The 16,956-nt window shown below is 68.9% G+C and carries 16 protein-coding genes and 2 pseudogenes; 11 read left to right on the top strand and 7 right to left on the bottom strand.

Features of this window, described 5'->3' with window-relative positions; translation table 11 throughout:
- Nucleotides 1-15 precede the first annotated feature (15 nt).
- Both D3261_RS07610 and D3261_RS07605 read left to right on the top strand, forming a co-directional pair.
- Nucleotides 16-501, top strand: coding sequence for a hypothetical protein (locus tag D3261_RS07610; RefSeq protein ID WP_120071046.1), 486 nt, complete (start codon nucleotides 16-18; stop codon nucleotides 499-501).
- Nucleotides 494-1,378, top strand: a complete 885-nt coding sequence (locus D3261_RS07605; RefSeq protein ID WP_120071043.1) for a hypothetical protein — start codon at nucleotides 494-496, stop codon at nucleotides 1,376-1,378. The genes D3261_RS07610 and D3261_RS07605 overlap by 8 nt, the downstream gene beginning before the upstream one ends.
- A 6-nt stretch (nucleotides 1,379-1,384) precedes the next feature.
- On the opposite strand, the gene D3261_RS07600 is transcribed toward D3261_RS07605, so the two are convergent.
- From D3261_RS07600 to D3261_RS07590, 3 genes are read right to left on the bottom strand one after another with little or no spacing between them, the layout of a single operon-like run.
- On the bottom strand, nucleotides 1,385-2,377 hold the full coding sequence (locus D3261_RS07600; protein ID WP_120071040.1) for a MoxR family ATPase: 993 nt from the start codon (nucleotides 2,375-2,377) through the stop codon (nucleotides 1,385-1,387).
- A gap of 3 nt (nucleotides 2,378-2,380) precedes the next feature.
- Nucleotides 2,381-3,436 carry a DUF4350 domain-containing protein gene (locus D3261_RS07595; RefSeq protein WP_120071037.1) on the bottom strand — a complete coding sequence of 352 codons (1,056 nt, stop codon included), beginning with the start codon at nucleotides 3,434-3,436 and terminating at the stop codon, nucleotides 2,381-2,383.
- Nucleotides 3,436-3,711, bottom strand: a complete 276-nt coding sequence (locus D3261_RS07590; RefSeq protein WP_120071035.1) for a hypothetical protein — start codon at nucleotides 3,709-3,711, stop codon at nucleotides 3,436-3,438. Before D3261_RS07590 ends, D3261_RS07595 begins: the two co-directional genes overlap by 1 nt.
- Nucleotides 3,712-3,883: 172 nt before the next feature.
- Here D3261_RS07590 and D3261_RS07585 point away from each other — a divergent pair, with 172 nt between their 5' ends.
- A complete protein-coding gene (locus tag D3261_RS07585) occupies nucleotides 3,884-4,882 on the top strand; it encodes a formylglycine-generating enzyme family protein (RefSeq protein WP_120071033.1) in 999 nt (332 codons plus the stop codon).
- Here the strand turns inward: D3261_RS07585 and D3261_RS07580 are convergent, their stop codons facing one another.
- Complete coding sequence (locus tag D3261_RS07580) at nucleotides 4,883-5,491, bottom strand: hypothetical protein (protein WP_120071030.1); 609 nt, start codon at nucleotides 5,489-5,491, stop codon at nucleotides 4,883-4,885. It lies immediately after the preceding gene.
- Nucleotides 5,492-5,724: 233 nt separating this feature from the next.
- Between D3261_RS07580 and D3261_RS07575 the strand changes: the two genes are divergently transcribed.
- The 4 genes from D3261_RS07575 to D3261_RS07560 all read left to right on the top strand — a co-directional run bounded on the left by D3261_RS07575 (nucleotide 5,725) and on the right by D3261_RS07560 (nucleotide 10,518).
- Nucleotides 5,725-7,431 (top strand): helicase HerA domain-containing protein, encoded by a 1,707-nt coding sequence (locus D3261_RS07575; RefSeq protein WP_120071028.1) that lies wholly within the window; start codon nucleotides 5,725-5,727, stop codon nucleotides 7,429-7,431.
- Between the two features lie 13 nt (nucleotides 7,432-7,444).
- Nucleotides 7,445-7,819 (top strand): hypothetical protein, encoded by a 375-nt coding sequence (locus D3261_RS07570; RefSeq protein ID WP_120071026.1) that lies wholly within the window; start codon nucleotides 7,445-7,447, stop codon nucleotides 7,817-7,819.
- A 37-nt stretch (nucleotides 7,820-7,856) separates the two neighbouring features.
- Nucleotides 7,857-9,506 carry a hypothetical protein gene (locus D3261_RS07565; protein ID WP_120071023.1) on the top strand — a complete coding sequence of 550 codons (1,650 nt, stop codon included), beginning with the start codon at nucleotides 7,857-7,859 and terminating at the stop codon, nucleotides 9,504-9,506.
- A 73-nt stretch (nucleotides 9,507-9,579) separates the two neighbouring features.
- Complete coding sequence (locus tag D3261_RS07560) at nucleotides 9,580-10,518, top strand: acetamidase/formamidase family protein (RefSeq protein ID WP_120071021.1); 939 nt, start codon at nucleotides 9,580-9,582, stop codon at nucleotides 10,516-10,518.
- Nucleotides 10,519-10,562: 44 nt separating this feature from the next.
- Here the strand turns inward: D3261_RS07560 and D3261_RS07555 are convergent, their stop codons facing one another.
- The gene (locus D3261_RS07555) at nucleotides 10,563-11,720 is read right to left on the bottom strand and encodes a glutathione-independent formaldehyde dehydrogenase (RefSeq protein WP_120071265.1); all 1,158 of its coding nucleotides are present in this window, start codon (nucleotides 11,718-11,720) and stop codon (nucleotides 10,563-10,565) included.
- 125 nt (nucleotides 11,721-11,845) lie between these two features.
- Between D3261_RS07555 and D3261_RS07550 the strand changes: the two genes are divergently transcribed.
- A complete protein-coding gene (locus D3261_RS07550; RefSeq protein ID WP_120071018.1) occupies nucleotides 11,846-13,651 on the top strand; it encodes a formate/nitrite transporter family protein in 1,806 nt (601 codons plus the stop codon).
- Nucleotides 13,652-13,735: 84 nt separating this feature from the next.
- Here D3261_RS07550 and D3261_RS07545 read toward each other — a convergent pair whose 3' ends face one another.
- On the bottom strand, nucleotides 13,736-13,915 hold the full coding sequence (locus D3261_RS07545) for a hypothetical protein (protein WP_120071015.1): 180 nt from the start codon (nucleotides 13,913-13,915) through the stop codon (nucleotides 13,736-13,738).
- 129 nt (nucleotides 13,916-14,044) lie between these two features.
- Between D3261_RS07545 and D3261_RS21035 the strand changes: the two are divergent.
- Nucleotides 14,045-14,272: pseudogene (locus D3261_RS21035) on the top strand (phenol hydroxylase); the annotation flags it as partial.
- A 21-nt stretch (nucleotides 14,273-14,293) separates the two neighbouring features.
- Nucleotides 14,294-14,757: pseudogene (locus D3261_RS21030) on the top strand (ferredoxin--NADP reductase).
- Between the two features lie 18 nt (nucleotides 14,758-14,775).
- On the opposite strand, the gene glmU reads toward D3261_RS21030, so the two are convergent.
- Nucleotides 14,776-15,957: a bifunctional sugar-1-phosphate nucleotidylyltransferase/acetyltransferase gene (gene glmU, locus D3261_RS07535; protein ID WP_120071012.1), complete on the bottom strand. Its 1,182-nt coding sequence runs from the start codon at nucleotides 15,955-15,957 to the stop codon at nucleotides 14,776-14,778.
- A 187-nt stretch (nucleotides 15,958-16,144) separates the two neighbouring features.
- Between glmU and D3261_RS07530 the strand changes: the two genes are divergently transcribed.
- Entirely contained in the window at nucleotides 16,145-16,936 is a 792-nt protein-coding gene (locus tag D3261_RS07530; RefSeq protein ID WP_233553930.1) for a QueT transporter family protein, read from the top strand.
- The last annotated feature ends 20 nt before the right edge of the window (nucleotides 16,937-16,956 follow it).

Here is a 16,956-nt window from a genome sequence, read left to right as displayed (position 1 = left end):
CCGGGAGCCCGTGAAGTGAGTGCTACCGTTCGCGCCACCGGGGTCGACCGCCACCCGCGCGTACGGCGATCGCTCGCCGCGCTCGGGGTGCTCGTCGCGACGGCGACGACGGTTCTGCTGGTCGGTCCTCTCGGGCTGCTCGTCGCGGTCGCGGTGGGTGCGGGGCAGTACCTGTTCGGCACGGCGGTCGCGTTCGCGCTCGGACAGGTCGTGCTCGTCGGCCTGCTTCCGTTCGACGGCCCCGTGACCGACTTCGCCCTCGCCGAAGCCGGGTTGTGTCTCGTCCTCGTTTCCGGGCTCGTCGACCACGCGGAGCCGGTACGTTCGGTCGTGGCGACGCTCGTCGCGGGCGTCGCCGTCGGTGGCTGGACGTGGCTGGTCTTCCGCACGACGGACTCGGTCCCGCTCACGGGCGGCGCGCTCGTCGCTGGGCTCGCACTGGTCCTCTACGCGGCCCACCGGTACGAACGGGTTCGGCTGGGGTTGGTCGAGCGTGAGTAAGGCCGCCGCGCGGCCCGCCGATGAGGACTCGACGGAGGCGGAGCCATCCCCGAACGACGACCGCACGGCGCGGATCGAGGTGTTGCGCGAGGAGAACCAGCGCCTCCGCGAGGAGTACGCGCGGGCCCGTCGAACCCAGTACCGCCGGACGGCGCTCGCGCTGGCGGCGGTCGGGCTGGTCGCGGCGCTCGGCGGCGTGCTCTTTCCCACCTCTCGAACCGTGCTGTTCGCGCTCGGCGGGACGGGACTGTTCGCCGCCGCACTCACCTACTACCTCACGCCGGAGCAGTTCGTCTCGGCGACCGTCGGCGAGGGGGTCTACAGCGCGTTCGCGACGACCGAAGCCGCGCTCGTCGACGAACTCGGGCTTCAGGACGACCGGGTCTACCTCCCGGGTCCCGAGACCGTCGAGGGGAGTTCGATACGGCTGTTCGTCCCCCAACACGCCGAGTACCGGCCGCCGGACCCGATGGCCCTCGGCTCGGTGTTCGTCATCGACGACGAGGCGGCTCGCGGGCTGAGCCTCCATCCGAGCGGCGGGCCGCTGTTCGAGGAGTTCCGCCGGGCGCTCTCGACGGCGCTCCCCGCCGACGCCGACCGTCTGGCCGACCGCCTCGCAGACGGGCTCGTCGAGGAGTTCGAGCTGGTGCGGAGCACGACGCGCGACGTCTCCGGGGCGTCCGACGGCGAGGGTGGGAACGTGACGATCGGGATCGACGGGAGCGCGTACGGCGCGGTCGACCGGATGGACCACCCCGTGGCGTCGTTTCTCGGCGTCGGGTTCGCGGAGGGGCTCGACAGACCGGTGTCGGTCGCCGTCCGGTCGGTCGAGGACGACCGCGCCGACTACCTCGTGACGTGCTCGTGGGACGACTGACGGCGCTTATTCCTGTTTCCCGCCGTCGCTCACCGCGGCCTGTGGCTCGGCCACGTCCTCGCCGGGTGGTTCGGTCTCGGCGGCGATGGTGTCGAGCACGTCCGCGACCGAGACGTCGCTGAGCGAGGCGTCGGTGCTCAACACCAGCCGGTGGACGAGGATCGGTTCGATGAGGGCCTTCACGTCGTCGGGGATGACGTAGTCGCGACCGGTGATGGCCGCGCGGGCCTTCGCGGTGTTGAGGAAGGCGAGGCTCGCCCTGGGCGACGCGCCGTACTCGACGTGCGGGTTCTCGTGGGTCGCGCTCACGACATCGAGGATGTACTCCTTCACCGTCCCGTCGACGTAGACCTCGGCCACCGTCTCGCGGGCGTCGAGGAGATCCTCGCTCGTGACGACCTGTTCGATCCGGTCGGGGCCGAGCGTCGGGTCGGTATCGAACCGATCGAGGAGCTCCCGGCCCTCGGTCTTCGTCGGGAGGTCCGCCGTGAGCTTGAACTGGAAGCGGTCGCGCTGGGCCTCGGGGAGCTCGAAGGTCCCCTCCATCTCGATGGGGTTCTGGGTCGCGATCAGCATGAACGGCTCCGGCAGCGCGAGGGTCTCGCCGTCGATCGTGACCTGGCGCTCCTGCATGGCTTCGAGCAGCGCGCTCTGGGTCTTCGGCGTCGCGCGGTTGATCTCGTCGGCCACCACGAGGTTCGCGAAGACGGGCCCGCGCTGGAGCTCGAACTCGCCGGTCGACTCCCGGTAGATGTGGGTGCCGGTGATGTCGGCCGGGAGCACGTCGGGGGTGAGCTGGACCCGGTTGTGCCCCAGCCCGCTGGCCCGGGCGAACAGCCGGGCGACGGTGGTCTTCGCGACGCCCGGCACCCCTTCGAGCAGCACGTGCCCGCGGGTCAGGAGGGCGATCGTCATCCCCTCGACGAGCTCCTCCTTGCCGATGAGCACCGACCCCATCTCGTCGTGGAGGGCGGTGTAAATCTCGTCCGGTTCGGTCATTGGTTAGTCCTCATCCCGCCGGCTCATAATCCCTCGTATCACCCGGTCGACCCGTTCGTCGTCCCACTCCGGATGCCGGCTCCGGACGAACGACGAGAGTTCGTCGGCGTCCAGGGTCGGGTCCGGGGCCGGCTCGCTCCCGAATCGATCGGTGAGCCGCCGGAGCGCCCTCGGGGGACGGGTCCAGAGCCCGAGAACGCCGAGACAGAGGCTCCCGAGCAGCAGTTGAAGGAGTGGCGCGTCCCGAACGACGAGCAGCGCTACCGAGAGCGGCGGCAGCCGACCGGCGTGGGAGTAGTCCAACAGGACCCGGTCGTGGTCGGCGAACAGCGACCGAACGAACGCCCGGTTGTCGGACCGATCCAGCATCGCGTTGATGAACAGGCTCGGGTCGCCGACCACGACCACTCGGCCCGTTCCGACCGACTCGGTCGTCGCCACCGGATAGCTCCCCACCGGGTCGCTGTCGTCGAGTTCGTCGTTGGCGTTGGTGTCGAGATACGCCACGCTGGACGAACTCGCGAGCACCGTCGCGCCGTCGGGGTCGACGCCGGTGCCGTGGTTGAGCGTGAGGCTGTCGACACCCGCCAGCAGGCCCACGTTCGAGACGTTCCGCGCGACCGGCAGCGCCGGCGAGCGGTAGTTGTAGCGTTCGTCGCGAAGCGTGTCGCCCTCCACGCGTGCGCTCGCGCCCAGCCGGGCGAGCAGCGGGTTCGAGTGCGGTCCGACGTCCTCGGCGACGACGAGGGTGCCGCCGCGCCGGACGAACGCCCGAAGACGGTCGGTGTCGGTGGGGCCGTACCCCGTCTCCGGCGAGAGCACGACCGCGACGGAGCCGTTCGCCGGCCCGTTCGAGTACTGACTGGTGTTCCTGACGATCTCGCCCTCGGCCCCGACGGCTCGGGCTTCGTCCTGGAGCTGCGAGGCCCCATCCCAGCCTTGGTTGAACGACCCGAACGCCGCGCTCGACGTGGTCGCCGCGAGAACGAGGCCGACGGCGACGACGACCGTGAGCCCGACGAGCACGACCTGGGGATAGGTGAAATCCGGCCGGTCCATCAGACCACACCCTGGGGGAGGATGGCGAGCACCCGTCGGATCACGACGTAGGCGAAGACGACGAGCCCGGCGAGGATAACCCACCGGAGGCGGGACCGCCAGCGCGGCGTCACGGCGAACGGGGCGGTGAGCTCGACCACGACGAGAAAGCCGATGAGCGAGAGGACGAAGAAGAGCTCCAGCGAGAGCGCGCCCAGCAGCGACAGGCAGATCACCGTCGCGAGCATCCAGGCGGTCTGCCCGTAGACGAAGCGCTGTCGCCGCTGGGTTGCCATGGTACCGTCTCCCGGTCGCCGTCCTTCAACCTACCGACTCGTCGGCTTATTTATCCCGTTCAGTCGACAGACGAAACCCCTCTCGTCGGACCCGAGGCCGGTTCGCGAGTGTGTTCGGACGAGTCGGCGGACGGACCGTAACCCCTTCACTCCGGCGGCGCGAGGAGCGGCCATGGCACGGGACGACCGGACGTGCTGTGCGGCCTCACGTGACCCGGAGCGGTCATCGCGAGAGCGACCCTCGGCGGCCGATCGGGACGGCGTCGAACGAACCGCCCCGGCGACGGCCGACGACGAGCGCACGAGGCGAATGGTCCGCCTCGACGGCGGTCGGTTCACGATGGGCACCGACGACGAGGTCGGCTTCCCCGAGGACGGCGAGGGGCCGGCACGCGAGGTGGCGCTCGACCCGTTCTACGTCGACCGGTTCGCCGTGACGAACGCCGAGTTCCTCCGGTTCGTTCGCGAGACGGGGTACACCACCGAGGCCGAGCGGTTCGGCTGGTCGTTCGTCTTCGAGGACTTCGTCGCAGCCGCCGACGAGTCACACGTGATGCAGTCGGTGGCGGCAGCACCGTGGTGGGTCGCCGTCGAGGGCGCGACCTGGCTCCGACCCGAGGGGCCGAGTTCGAGCGTGGTCGGGAACGACCGGTTGAAACAGCCCGTCGCGCACGTCTCGTGGAACGACGCCCAAGCGTACGCCGAGTGGGCCGGCAAGCGCCTCCCGACGGAGGCCGAGTGGGAGTACGCCGCGCGCGGCGGGCTGGAGGGCAAGCGGTACCCGTGGGGTGACGAACTCCGGCCCGACGGCGAGCACCGCTGCAACATCTGGCAGGGCGACTTCCCGGCACACAACACCGGCGACGACGGCTATCTCGGGCCCGCACCCGTGACCGCCTACGAACCGAACGGGTTCGGGCTCTCCAACGTCTCCGGCAACGTCTGGGAGTGGTGTGCCGACTGGTTCAGCCCGGACTACCACACGACCGAGGCGTACTCCCGGACGAACCCGACGGGTCCGCCCGAGGGTGATTCACGGGTGATGCGCGGCGGCTCGTACCTCTGCCACCGCTCGTGGTGCAATCGCTACCGGGTCGCGGCGCGCTCGCAGAACACGCCCGACAGCTCGACCGGGAACATCGGCTTCCGGTGTGTGGTCGACGTCGCCTGATCACTCCGGCGGGGACCGTCTCACGAGCGACGACCGGATGCGCTCGTAGACCGCGGGGTTGGTCTCGACCGCGTACGCCGGAAAACTGTCGTTCGTGATCCCGTGGAACCGCGAGGTGCTGGTGAACGCGACGACCGGGCGAACGTTCTCCGGATCCGGCAGGCGAAAACAGACGTTGGCGACGACCCGGTCGACCTCGTCTAGTCGCGAGACGTCGTTCGCGACGCACTGGGCGTACATCTCGGCGTTCTCGACGAGGTGCCGAGCGGTGAGCGCGGTCGGGAGGAAACAGAGCTCGAAGTGCACCTCGTCGGGAACCGGGTGGTCGGTGCCGGGGTAGAAGTGGCCGCGCATCCGGTTGAACTGCCGGACGATCTCGTTCGCGCCGGTCGCGTGGCGCACCGCGGACTCGGATTTGACCTCGTAGAGGTGGCCGCTCGACCTCCCGGTGGTCTGATAGAGGTCGACGACGCCCCGGTCGCCGTAGTGGTTGTAGTGTTCCTCGGGGTAGAGCTTCGTCTCGACGTCCCGCTCGCCGCGCGAACGGGCGGCCCGCTCGCTTCGTTTGTGGTGGCGGATCAGCGCGTTCGTGAGCTCGTCCTCGTTCATCGTGGGCGGGGGTCGGTCGGCGGCTACGCGCCGTCCGTACTTATACCTGCGCGGTACGGAGACGAGCGGTCGTGCCCACGTCGCCGTGTTTTCCGGTCGACTCGGTGGGGTCGACCCGTCCGCTAGGATTTTGTGTCTGCCGGTTGCAGAACCGGTACGAATGGGGAGTCGAGCCACGCCCGGACCGGGTGAGACGCACGGAGCACTGGACCGCCTCCGACGAGGGGTGACGAATGGCGAGTGAGACGACGGAGACGGTCACGCTCGACGCCGACGGCGAGGTTCGGATCCCGACCATCGAGCTCCTCACCGGTCGGGGGTTCGTCACGGGAAAGAGCGGCGGCGGGAAGTCGAACACCGCGAGCGTGGTCGCCGAGGAGCTCCTCGACGACGGCCACCCGCTCATGATCGTCGACACCGATGGCGAATATTACGGATTGAAGGAGCGCTACGAGGTCCTCCACGCGGGGGGCGACGACGAGTGTGACGTCCAGGTCGGCACCGAACACGCCGACAAGCTCGCCGAACTCGCGCTCGACGGCGGTGTCCCGGTGATCCTCGACGTCTCGGCCTACCTCGACGACGGGGGTCACGACATCGTTCGGGCGACCGTCGAGGCGCTGTTCCGACGCGAACAGGAGGCCCGACGGCCGTTCCTGCTCCTCGTCGAGGAGGTCCACGAGTTCATCCCGGAATCGGGAGGACTCACCGAGGCCGGGAAGATGCTCGTCCGAGTGGCCAAACGCGGCCGCAAGCGCGGCCTCGGTTTCTGTGGGATCTCCCAGCGCCCGGCGAACGTCAAGAAGGACGTGATCACCCAGTGTGACTGGCTCTGCTGGCACCGCCTCACCTGGAACAACGACACCGCCGTCGTGGGGCGCGTCCTCGACAACCAGGCCGCGGAAGCGGTACAGAACCTCGCGGACGGCGAGGCGATCCTCGTGACCGACTGGGACGGCACCCGCCGCCGGGTGCAGGTCCGCCGGAAACGGACCTTCGACGCGGGCTCGACACCGGGGCTCGGCGACGTCGACCGCCCCGAACTCAAGTCGATCGGCGAGGGGCTGCTCGGCGACCTCACCGAGATATCGGACCAGAAGCGCGAGCACGAGAACCGCCTCGCCAAACTCGAAGCCGACCTCGAACGCAAGAACGAGCGCATCGCGGAGCTCGAACGCGAGCTCGCCCAGGCGCGTGACCTCAGCGAGATGGCCCAACAGTTCACCCGCGCGCTGACCGGTGACGGTGTACCGTCAGCGAGTCGGCGACCCGGCTCGGACGACGGTCCGACGCACCACGAACTCGGCGACTTCGAGGCGAACGACGAGGCTTCGAATGGCGGTAGCACCGACACCGCCAGCTCCGACACCACAGCCGACGATACGGCTCCCGGCGACAAGACCGACGACACGACCACCACCGCCGACATCGCCGGGACGGTCGACGCCGACAACGCTCTCGATACCGACGACGGTAGCGAGGTCCCAGCGACCGACGAGACCGCCGACGGACCGGCGTCCGAGACGGGCGAAGCCGACCCGATCAGGGTCGCCGACGACCCTGGTGGCCCCGGCGGGTCGGATCCTGATCCAGCGGACGAACCGTCCTCCGCCGACCTGCTCGACATGGACATCGTTCGCCACGAGATCGCGCGAACCGAGGACCACTCGCGAGCGTCGCCAGCGTACGCGAAGGGGATCGTCGCCACGCTCATCGACGCGGGTGGCCCGGTGAGCCAGCGCACGCTCCTCGACCGACTCGGGGCGTCGAGCACGGACGAGATCACCACGGTGGCGACCACGCTCGAATCGATGCGAACCGTCCGGAAGGAACACACCGACGAGGGGCTGATGGTCGAGGTGGACCCGGCCGGCGTTCGGGAGCTCCGCGAGACGAGCCTCGGGCGCGAACGGACCCGAAGCTTGGCCGACGGGTTCTGAGGCGGACGTTTCCGTGGCGCTTCTCGATACTGTAAGCATCGTTCTGGTCGCCACGCTGGTCGGCGGGGTGGGGATCTACGCCGGAGTTCGCTTGCTCGTCGATAGTGCGATCGAGCCCGTCGACGGGCTGGTGCTCGCGCTGGTCGGTGCGGTGGCCTGGGGCGCGGTGAGCCTGTTCCTCGCGTCCACCCCGGTCCTCGGTCCGGTGCTGGCGCTCCTCGTCTGGGTCGTGCTCGTCGCGGTTCGCTACCCGTGTGGCTGGCCGGCCGCGAGCGCGCTCGGGTTCATGGTCTGGCTCCCCCCGGTCGGACTCCTCTACCTCCTCGGCAGCCTCGGTCTGGTCTCGTTCGCCGCGGTCGGCGTCCCCGTCGTCCACTTCGGGGGATAACGCTCATCACGCCGCGGGTCCCCAGCAGTATCATATCGTGGAGGAGCCGTCGTCGGACTTCGAGTGCACCAAACGGGGATTCCTGCGCGCGGGGCTCGGCGTCGGCGCGGGGAGTGCGCTGTCCCGTCCCGTAGCGGCCCGACCGACCGCCGGTCCCGACTCGGTGGCCGTCACGAACGACGCTCGACCCCATCGTGGGAGATTCGAAACGCCGGGATCACCCTCCAGGGCCGCCTACCGCGCGCTCGCAACGGTCGAACGCCAGGTCACCCAGCGCTCGGGGTCGTCCGGGCTCGACCGGACGGTGAACGCGGTCGAGTACCTGGGGCTCGGGTCGAACGGCCCCCTGAACGAGGCGCTCGACCGCGCCGACGCCGGCGGCGACTTGGACGGGGTTCGATTGAAGTTTCCCGCCGGTACCTACCGGATCGCGGGCGACGTCAGCATCTCGCCCGCCGGGCCGTTCGGTATCGTCGGCCCGCGGGCGGTCTTTCGAGTCGACCCCGGGGTTCGATGCGAGCTGAACGTTCACACCGATTCGCGCGGCCTGTTCGAGGGGTTCACGATCGACCAGCGCGCCGACCGGGCCGCGGTCTCGCTGCTCCTCTCGACCGACGACCACCTCGACGCCCACGGGCTCACGTTCCGTGGGCCGGCCGAGGCCATCGGCGACGACCAGCAGGCGCTGGTACGCCCCGTGGCGACGAACCCTGAGGCGAGCGTCCGGATCGAGAACCTCCGCGCGGTCGGCGGCACCAACGCGGGTTCGCACGCCTGGGTCCGGCCCGAGTCCCCACCGCCGGGCCACGTCGCCGGCGGGGTGCCGGCTGCGTTCGTCGGCACGGCCAACAGGGGTGTGGTCCAGTTCGTCGAACCCACCCTCCACGGCTGGGAGAACGGTCTCTACGCCTCCCGGACCCCCGGCGCGGTCCAGGTGATCGGCGGCAGCTTCGTCAACAACAACAACACCGCCGTCCGGATCAGCGGCGCGGAATCGTTCTGCGACGGGGCCACGATCGTCCTCGACGCGAGTCGCTGGCCCGACGACCAGTCCGGCCGATTCACGATCGGCGAGATCCAGGGCGTGAGCGGCGTGCGGTCGGAGACCGGCTCGCTCAACAAGGAGGGCGCGCGCTTTCGAAATCTCGATGTCCGGGCCAGAAGTTTGGCGCGCTGTCCCGGTCTCGTCGTCTTCGAGGGGAGCGCGGGCACCGGCCGGCTGCACAACTGCCGACTGACGACCGACATCGACGGGACGCCGGCGGTCCGGATCGACGCACCCGGAACGGGGCCACACCGGGCGTCGACGGGGCCGCAGGCGATACGGATGGACCGGGTCGAGATACGGGGGAGCGCGACGGATGGCCCGGCCGTCAGCGGGACCGATTCCCGGCCGAACTCCGTGCTCGCGGATAGCTGTGTCCGCCTCCCCGGCGCGGGGCCGGCGAGCATCGTCGGGGTGACGACCCAAAACGTCGGCTACGGCGCGGACTGTACCGCGAGCCAGGGTACCGACGAGCCGGTCGGAACTCCGTCGGAAACTCCTGAGATCCGGAATCTGACGGTCCAACCCCCCTCACCCGAACCGGGGCTCTCGGGGCTCGGCCTCCTCGTCGCTGCGGGCGCGCTCGTCTCGTTCGGCACCGCGACGCTCGTTCCCGCGCTCCGCGACCGACTGCGGCGGTGAGGTCGGACGACCGGCCGGATCGGCATCGCGGTCCCGCCCGTAGGATGAAGACATCGGCGGCTGTCGTGTGGGTGTGAACCCAGATACCGTCGTTACCGATACGGACGAGAACATCCACTACACCTGGGACAACGGTCTCGACCCGGTCGCGACGGTCGCGGACGGCGCGGTCGTCCGGTTCGAGTGTCGCGACGCCGCCGACAACCAGCTCCCGCGGGACGCCACCGGCGCTGACGTCGCCGCGATGGAGTCGAAAGGCCACGCACTCTCCGGTCCGGTCGCCATCGAGGGAGCCGAACCCGGCGACACCCTCGCGGTCGACCTGATCGATTTCGACCACCACGGCCACGGTGTCTCGTACTTCCCGCCCGGCGACAGCGGAGCCGGCCTCCTCCCCGAGGAGTTCCCCGAGCCGTTCTGCTACAACTGGGACTTGGAAGACGGAACCGCACCCTTCGAGAGCGGGATCGAGGTCCCGCTCGCGCCGTTTCCGGGGAACCTCGGCCTCGCGCCCGCGGAGCCGGGGTCGCACTCGACAACCCCGCCGCGAAACGTCGGCGGCAACCTCGACGTCAAACACCTCACCGCCGGGAGCACACTGTTTCTCCCGGTCGAGGTCGCGGGCGGGCTGTTCTCGATCGGCGACTGCCACGCCGCCCAGGGCGACGGCGAGGTCTGCCTCACCGGTATCGAAGCGCCGATGGACGTCACCGCTCGCCTTCGATTGGTGGAACGCGACCTCACGGCCCCAGAGTTCGAGACCGAGGGGCCGTTCACGTCCTCGGGTCGAGACGAACCCGCCTACGCCACGGTTGGGGTCAGCGACGACCTCATGGACGCCTGCCGGCTCGCGACCTCGCGGATGCTCGACCACCTCGAAGCCGAACGCGGGCTCACGCGCGAGCAGGCCTACGTGCTCGCCTCGGTCGCGGTCGACCTGAAGGTGAACCAAGTGGTCGACGCGCCCAACTGGACCGTCTCGGCCTACGTCGCGGACTCGCTGTTCCCGTAGCCGTCGCTCCAGCGCAGTCGTCGATAAAAATCGAGATTTGAGTTCTACGGTTCGAGCAGGACCTTCGTGACGCCTTCCTCGCGGTTGTCGAAGCGCTCGTACATCTCGGGAGCCTCGTCGAGGCCCACGCGGTGGGAGACGAGGAAGCTCGGGTCGGCGCGGCCCTCGATGATGAGGTCGCGGAGCTGGCGGTTGTAGGACTTCACGTCACACTGGCCGGTGCCGAGCTTCTGGCCCTTCTCGAACAGCAGGCCGAAGTCGATGCCGAGCCGACCCTGGGCCGACATCTCGTCGGGTGCGCCGGGGTCCTCGGGGACGTAGAGCCCGACGATGCCGAGCTGGCCGGTCGGGCGAACGGTTCGGATCAGGTTGTTGAGCACGTTCGCGGGGCTCTCGCGGGCGGGGTCGTAGGCGCTGTCGGCCTCCTTGTCCGGGTCCACCGCCTGATAGCCCACCGCGTCGACACCCTTGTCGACGCCACTACCGTGAATGTCCTTGATCTGCTCGACGGGGTCGCCCTCCTCGAAGTTGATCGGGGTGGCGTCGCAGTGGTCGCGTGCGAGGTCCAGTCGGCTCGGGACGCGGTCCACGGAGTAGATCTCCGAAGCCCCCTGGATCTTCGCGCTGTAGGCGGCCATCAATCCGACAGGACCCGCGCCGTAGATCACGACCGATTCCCCTGGCTGGAGGTCGGCGAGCCGGGTGCCGTGCCAGCCCGTCGGGAAGATGTCGGCGAGCAGCGCGAACGAATCCTCGTTGCTCCCGCCCTCGGGGAGTTTGAGCGCGTTGAAGTCGGCATAGGGTACCCGAAGCTTCTCCGCCTGCCCGCCCTTGTAGGGTCCCATCGCGACGTAGCCGTAGGCCCCGCCGGCGAAGCCGGGGTTGACGTTGGTACAGAACCCGGTCTTCCCGTTCTCGCAGTTGCGACAGTGGCCACAGGCGACGTTGAACGGGAGAACGACACGGTCGCCCTCTTCGAGGCTGGAGACGCCCTCGCCGACCTCCTCGACGATCCCCATGTTCTCGTGGCCGAAGACGATCCCCGGCTCGGCCGCGGTTCGCCCCTCGTACATGTGGAGGTCCGAGCCACAGATACACGACGTCGTGATGTCGATCACGATGTCGTTGGGGTGTTCGAGCTCCGGTTCGTCGACGTCCTCGACCGCGACGTCGTGTGCGCCCTGGTAGACGACGGCTCTCATGGACATGTGTGGTGACTCCACCCATCCTTCGACGCGTACGGTAATGTATTTTCCCCATGGTAAATCACCGCATTGAGGCCGGGGCGAACGCCAATGCTTAGTTCTCGCCGGAACACCCACCTGCAATGGCCAGTCGAGACGACCCCGGCGACGACGGGCAGGTTCGCGACGCGATCGACCGCTCGCGGAGCGGCGTGCCGGCGGCGGGGGCCGTGGTGCGCGACCGGTTCTCGGCCGACGAGGTGTTCCAGCGGATCATCGCCGCCGCCGACGAGGAGGTCACCTCGGGTCGGCGCGAGTTGTTTTTCAGCGGGCTCGCCGCGGGCTTCGCGATCACGATCACCTTCCTGCTCTACTCCTCGATGACGGCCGCGACCGACCACGACCCCGTCCTGAGTGCGCTGCTCTACCCGCTGGGGTTTATCTACATCATCATCGGCGGCTACCAGCTCTACACCGAGAACACCCTCCCTCCCGTCGCGCTCACCCTCGAACGTCTCGTGAGCCTCCCCCGGCTCCTCCGTCACTGGACGATCGTACTCGCGGGGAACCTCACCGGCGGCGGGCTGGGCGCGGTCGCGCTGACGTGGGGCGGGGTATTCTCGCCCGCGGCGACCCAGGCGGCGCTCGAACACGCCCAGCACGGCATCGACACGCCGGCCCCCGCGCTGTTCTCGAAGGCGGTCTTCGCCGGGCTGATCGTCGCGGGCGTGGTCTGGGTGGTCTACGCCTCGCGCGACACCATCTCCCGGCTCGTCGTGGTCTACCTCGCCTTCCTCGCGATACCCATGGGGGACCTCTTCCACGTCGTGGTCTCGTTCACCGAGATGCTCTACCTCGTGCTCGCGGGGAACCTCGAACTCGTCGCCGGGCTGACGCAGTTCGTGATCCCGGTGTTGCTCGGCAACACCGTCGGCGGGATCGTCCTGGTGACGGCGGTCAACTACTTCCAGACCTCCGCCGAGCGCCGCGACGCCGCTCGGTTCGAGGGCGCACAACGACAGCTCTCGGTCCGCGAGTGGCTGCTTGGCGGGTTCGCCGGTCGGTCGTACGTCTCGATGGTCGACACCAGCGCGACGGTCGCCGACGACGGGACCTACCGGGTGCTGGTGCCGATCGGCAACCCGCGAACCGAAGCGCCGGTGGTCGACCTCGCCTGCCGGCTCGCCAGCCGCCACGACGACGCGGTGGTTCACGTCGTCCACATCATCCAGACGCCCGACACCCCTGCGAGCTACCGGGTCGCCGACCGCGAGCGGATCGTCGCCAACTCGACCGACCGGATGGAACCGCTCCGCGAGCTCGCCGAGTCCTACGAGGTCGCGACCGAGACCTCGACCATCGTCTCACGGCGGTCGTTCGAGGAGGTGTTCGACGCCGCCGACCGGATGTGCGCCGACCTCGTGGTGATGGGCTGGGGCTCGGACCGGCCCTGGGCCGACGCCCGCACCGAGCGCCCGCTCGACGAGCTCACCCACTACCACGAGGCGGACTTCCTCGTGCTCAACGACCGCGGCACCGACGCCTCGCGGGTGCTGGTGCCGGTCGGCGACGGTCCCTCCCCCGAGCTGAGCGCCGAGGTCGCGCGGGCCTACCGGTCGAGCAAGGGCTCCTCGGTCACACTGCTTCGCGTCGTCGATACGCCGGCCGACCGCGAGGCGGGCGAGGCGTTCCTCGACGAGTGGGCGACCGAGCACGACCTCGCGGACGCCGAGCGGGTGGTGGAAGCCGGCGACGTCGGCCCCGTGATCCGGCGGGTCGTCGCGGACCACTCGCTGTTGGTGCTGGGGGCGACCGAAGCGGGCGTCCTCTCGCGGCTCGTCTCGGACTCGCTCCGGTTCGACGTCGTCGACGGGGTGTCGTGTTCGGTGGTGATCGCCGAACGCTCCACCGAACGGAGCCTCGTCGAACGTCTCATCGGTCGGCTGTAGCCCGCCCGTCCACGATGGCCCGGTCGGGATACGGCTGCGGTGTCGGCGGCGCGGTCGGGTCGAACGGGTGGTCCGGCGTTTGATTCAGCCCTCGTACGCGGAGAGACAGTCCTCGTCGCAGAAGTGGGTGGTCACCACGGCTCCGTCCGCGATCTCGGTCGTCACACGGTGGGTCGGCTTGTTGAGGATCATCTCGCCGCAGGTCGCACACGTCGGCGCGGTTTCTTCGGTGTCCTCGGCCACGTCGGAGACTGGGTCGACCATGGGCTATCGAGGGAGTCGGCCCGCATAACTCCACCACTTCGGGCCGGCGTGGTCGTGGAGGGATCGAGCGAACTCGGTCACGCGTACCGCAAGCCCGGGGCTTACAACGATACACGGCGAGGTGCTCCCATGTCGTTCGAGGCAACCATCACGTCGGTGCATCAAATGACGCCCCGGGTGAAGCAGTTCGTCGTCGAGCGCGACGAGCCCTTCGAGTTCGAACCCGGCCAGCACACGAACGTCGAGTTCGAGCAGGCGGACCCCGACGAGGACGAGGACGCGGAGGTCTCGCGACCCTACACCGCGACCAACACGCCCGGAAACGACGCGATCACCCTCGCGATCAAGCGCTACGACGACGGCACCGCCTCGGTCTACATGCACGACCGTGACCCGGGCGACACCATCACGCTCGCCGAGTTCCACGGCGAGCTCTCGCTCCGGGACACCGACGAGGACGTCGTCTTCGTCTCGACGGGGACGGGGATCACCCCGATGATGGCGATGCTGAAGCAGTATCTCGAAGAGGGAACCGGCGAGGCCCACTTCCTCTACGGCGAGAAGAACCAGGAGAACCTCATGTACCGGAGACGCTCGACCAGCTCGCGAGCGAACACGACAACCTCTCGCTCACCTTCTCGCTCTCCGAGGAGGACTGGGACGGTCGCACCGGGCACGTCCAGGACCACGTCGAGGACGTGCTCGACGACCTCGACAGGCACTTCTACGTCTGTGGGGTGCCCCAGATGGTCGTCGACACCAAGGACCACCTCGCGGACCTCGATATCCCCGAGGACCAGGTCTTCTCCGAGGGCTGGGAGGACGGCGAGGTCGAGGACTGAGAGCGGTCGAACCCCGGTCTATCGGTCGCGGTCCACCGTCTCGTTGGGCATCGTTCGCGCCCCCGCCGAGAGCACCACACCCGGGTGGAGTGTGGTGTGAATGCCGGTTTTCGCGCCGTCGCCGACCACGACGCCGTACTTCCGTCGACCCGTGGAGACCCGGTCGCCCTTCACCGTCTGTTCGACGGGTTCATCGTCGTGACGGAGGTTCGCTACTGTCGTACCAGCCCCGAAGTTGACCTCGCGACCGAGCAGGCTGTCGCCGACGTAGGAGAGGTGGGGAACGTGGGTCTCGGCCATCACCACTGAGTTCTTGATCTCGACGGAGTGCCCCACTCGAACGCGTTCGCCGAGCAGCGTTGCGCCCCGGACGTAGGCGTTCGGGCCGACGTGGGCACCCGACCGGATGATTGCCGGTCCCTCGACCACCACGCCGGGTTCGATCGCCGCGCCCTCCTCCACGACGACCGGCCCGCGGAGCTCCGCGCGCTCGCTGACGTCACCCTCGACGCGTCCTTCGAGGTCGGCGAGCTTCCACTCGTTCGCCGTCAGGAGCTCCCACGGTCGGCCGACCCCCATCCAGCGGTCGAGCGGGGTGTAGGAGACCTCATACTCGGCGAACACCCTATCGAGCACGTCGGTGAGTTCGTACTCGCCGCGCGCGCTCTTCTCGACGTCGAGCCACTCGCGGGCCTCGCCGGGCAGCACGCACGCGCCCGCGCTCACGAGGTCCGTCTCGGGGTCCTCCGGCTTCTCGGTGACGCCCACGACGCGGTCGCCGTCGGTGTCGAGCACGCCGTAGTTCGAGGGGTTCTCGGCGCGGTAGGCCGCGATCCCGGGGCGCGAGGCGAACAGCGCCTCGATGCTCGCGGGGTCGTAGAGGTCGTCGCCGTAGAGCACCGCGAACTCGCCGTCGAGGTGTTCGCGCGCCGCCCGGACGGCGTGGGCGGTGCCCAACTGCTCGTCCTGGGTGGCGTACGCGACGGGCACCCCGCGGTACTCCTCGCCGAAGTGCTCGCGCACGGCATCGGCCTCGTAGCCGACTACGAAGATCAGTTCGTCGGTGCCGGCCGCGACCGCGGCGTCGGCGGTGTGGGCACACAGCGGGCGGTCGGCCACCGGGAGCATCGGTTTCGGGGTGTGGGCGGTGAGCGGTCGCATCCGGGTGCCTTCGCCGGCCGCGAGCACGATGGTCTGCATACCGCGGCCGACTCGCGGGCGGGAAATAGACCTACCGCTCCGTCGTCGGCGGGGACGCCCGGTCCGTCGTGGATCATCAGGCTCCCCTAGTGCTGTGTCGAATGTGACGGAATACGGCGCGAAAGCGATCAGGCATCCAAGCGAAAGCAAATATTTTAAGCGTAGCGTCTTCGAGGACCGTCGTATAATGCGAGAAGCATTCACGATGTGGCGTGATACCCGAATGATCATGTTGGTCGCGGTGGTGGCGGCCGTCTACGCCGCGATCCTGATCCCGTTCAAGGCGTTTCAGATCATCCCAGGCTTCGTCAGCGTTCGCCCCGCGAACGTGTTCCCGGTGATCTTCGGGCTGATGTTCGGCCCCGCGGCGGCCTGGGGGTCGGCGATCGGCAACCTGATCGGCGATATCTTCGGCGGGACGCTCTCGCCGGGGAGCATCTTCGGGTTCATCGGCAACTTCTTCTACGGGATGATCGGCTACAAGCTCTGGGGGAGCCTCGGGCCGCTGTCGAGCGGCAACGAACCGAACTTCCGTACGAACACCGGCAAACAGCTCGCCGAGTACGTCGTCATCGCGGCGGTCGCCTCGGCGCTCACCGCGTCGACCATCGCGTGGGGACTCGACACCCTCGGCCTCGCGCCCTTCCCGGCGATCAGCGTCTCGATCGGCATCAACAACTTCCTCACGTCGGCGATCCTCGGGCCGATCCTGCTCTTCCTGCTCTGGGGCCGGGTCAAGGACCTCGGTCTCCTCTACCCCGACGTGATGCGAAATGAGGACCTCCCGAACGTGAGCAGTTCGCGAACGCAGCTCGCCGCCGTCGGGCTCCTCGTCGTCGCGTTCGTCTGGATCGCGGTCGGAACGTTCGTCGCACCTCCGGGGTCGACCGTCCAGCTGGTGCTCGGCGCGGTCGGGCTCGTTCTCGCGTTCGCCTTCGCGGCGATCTCGGGTGAACGACTCTCGTCGATCGTGAGCTAAAAAATTGCGTTTAACCGTGT

Origin of the sequence: Halococcus sp. IIIV-5B (genome assembly GCF_003602035.1) — an archaeon.
Classification (GTDB): domain Archaea; phylum Halobacteriota; class Halobacteria; order Halobacteriales; family Halococcaceae; genus Halococcus; species Halococcus salsus.
Note: the sequence above shows the minus strand (reverse complement) of the source record. Positions and strands in the feature narration are given on the sequence as shown.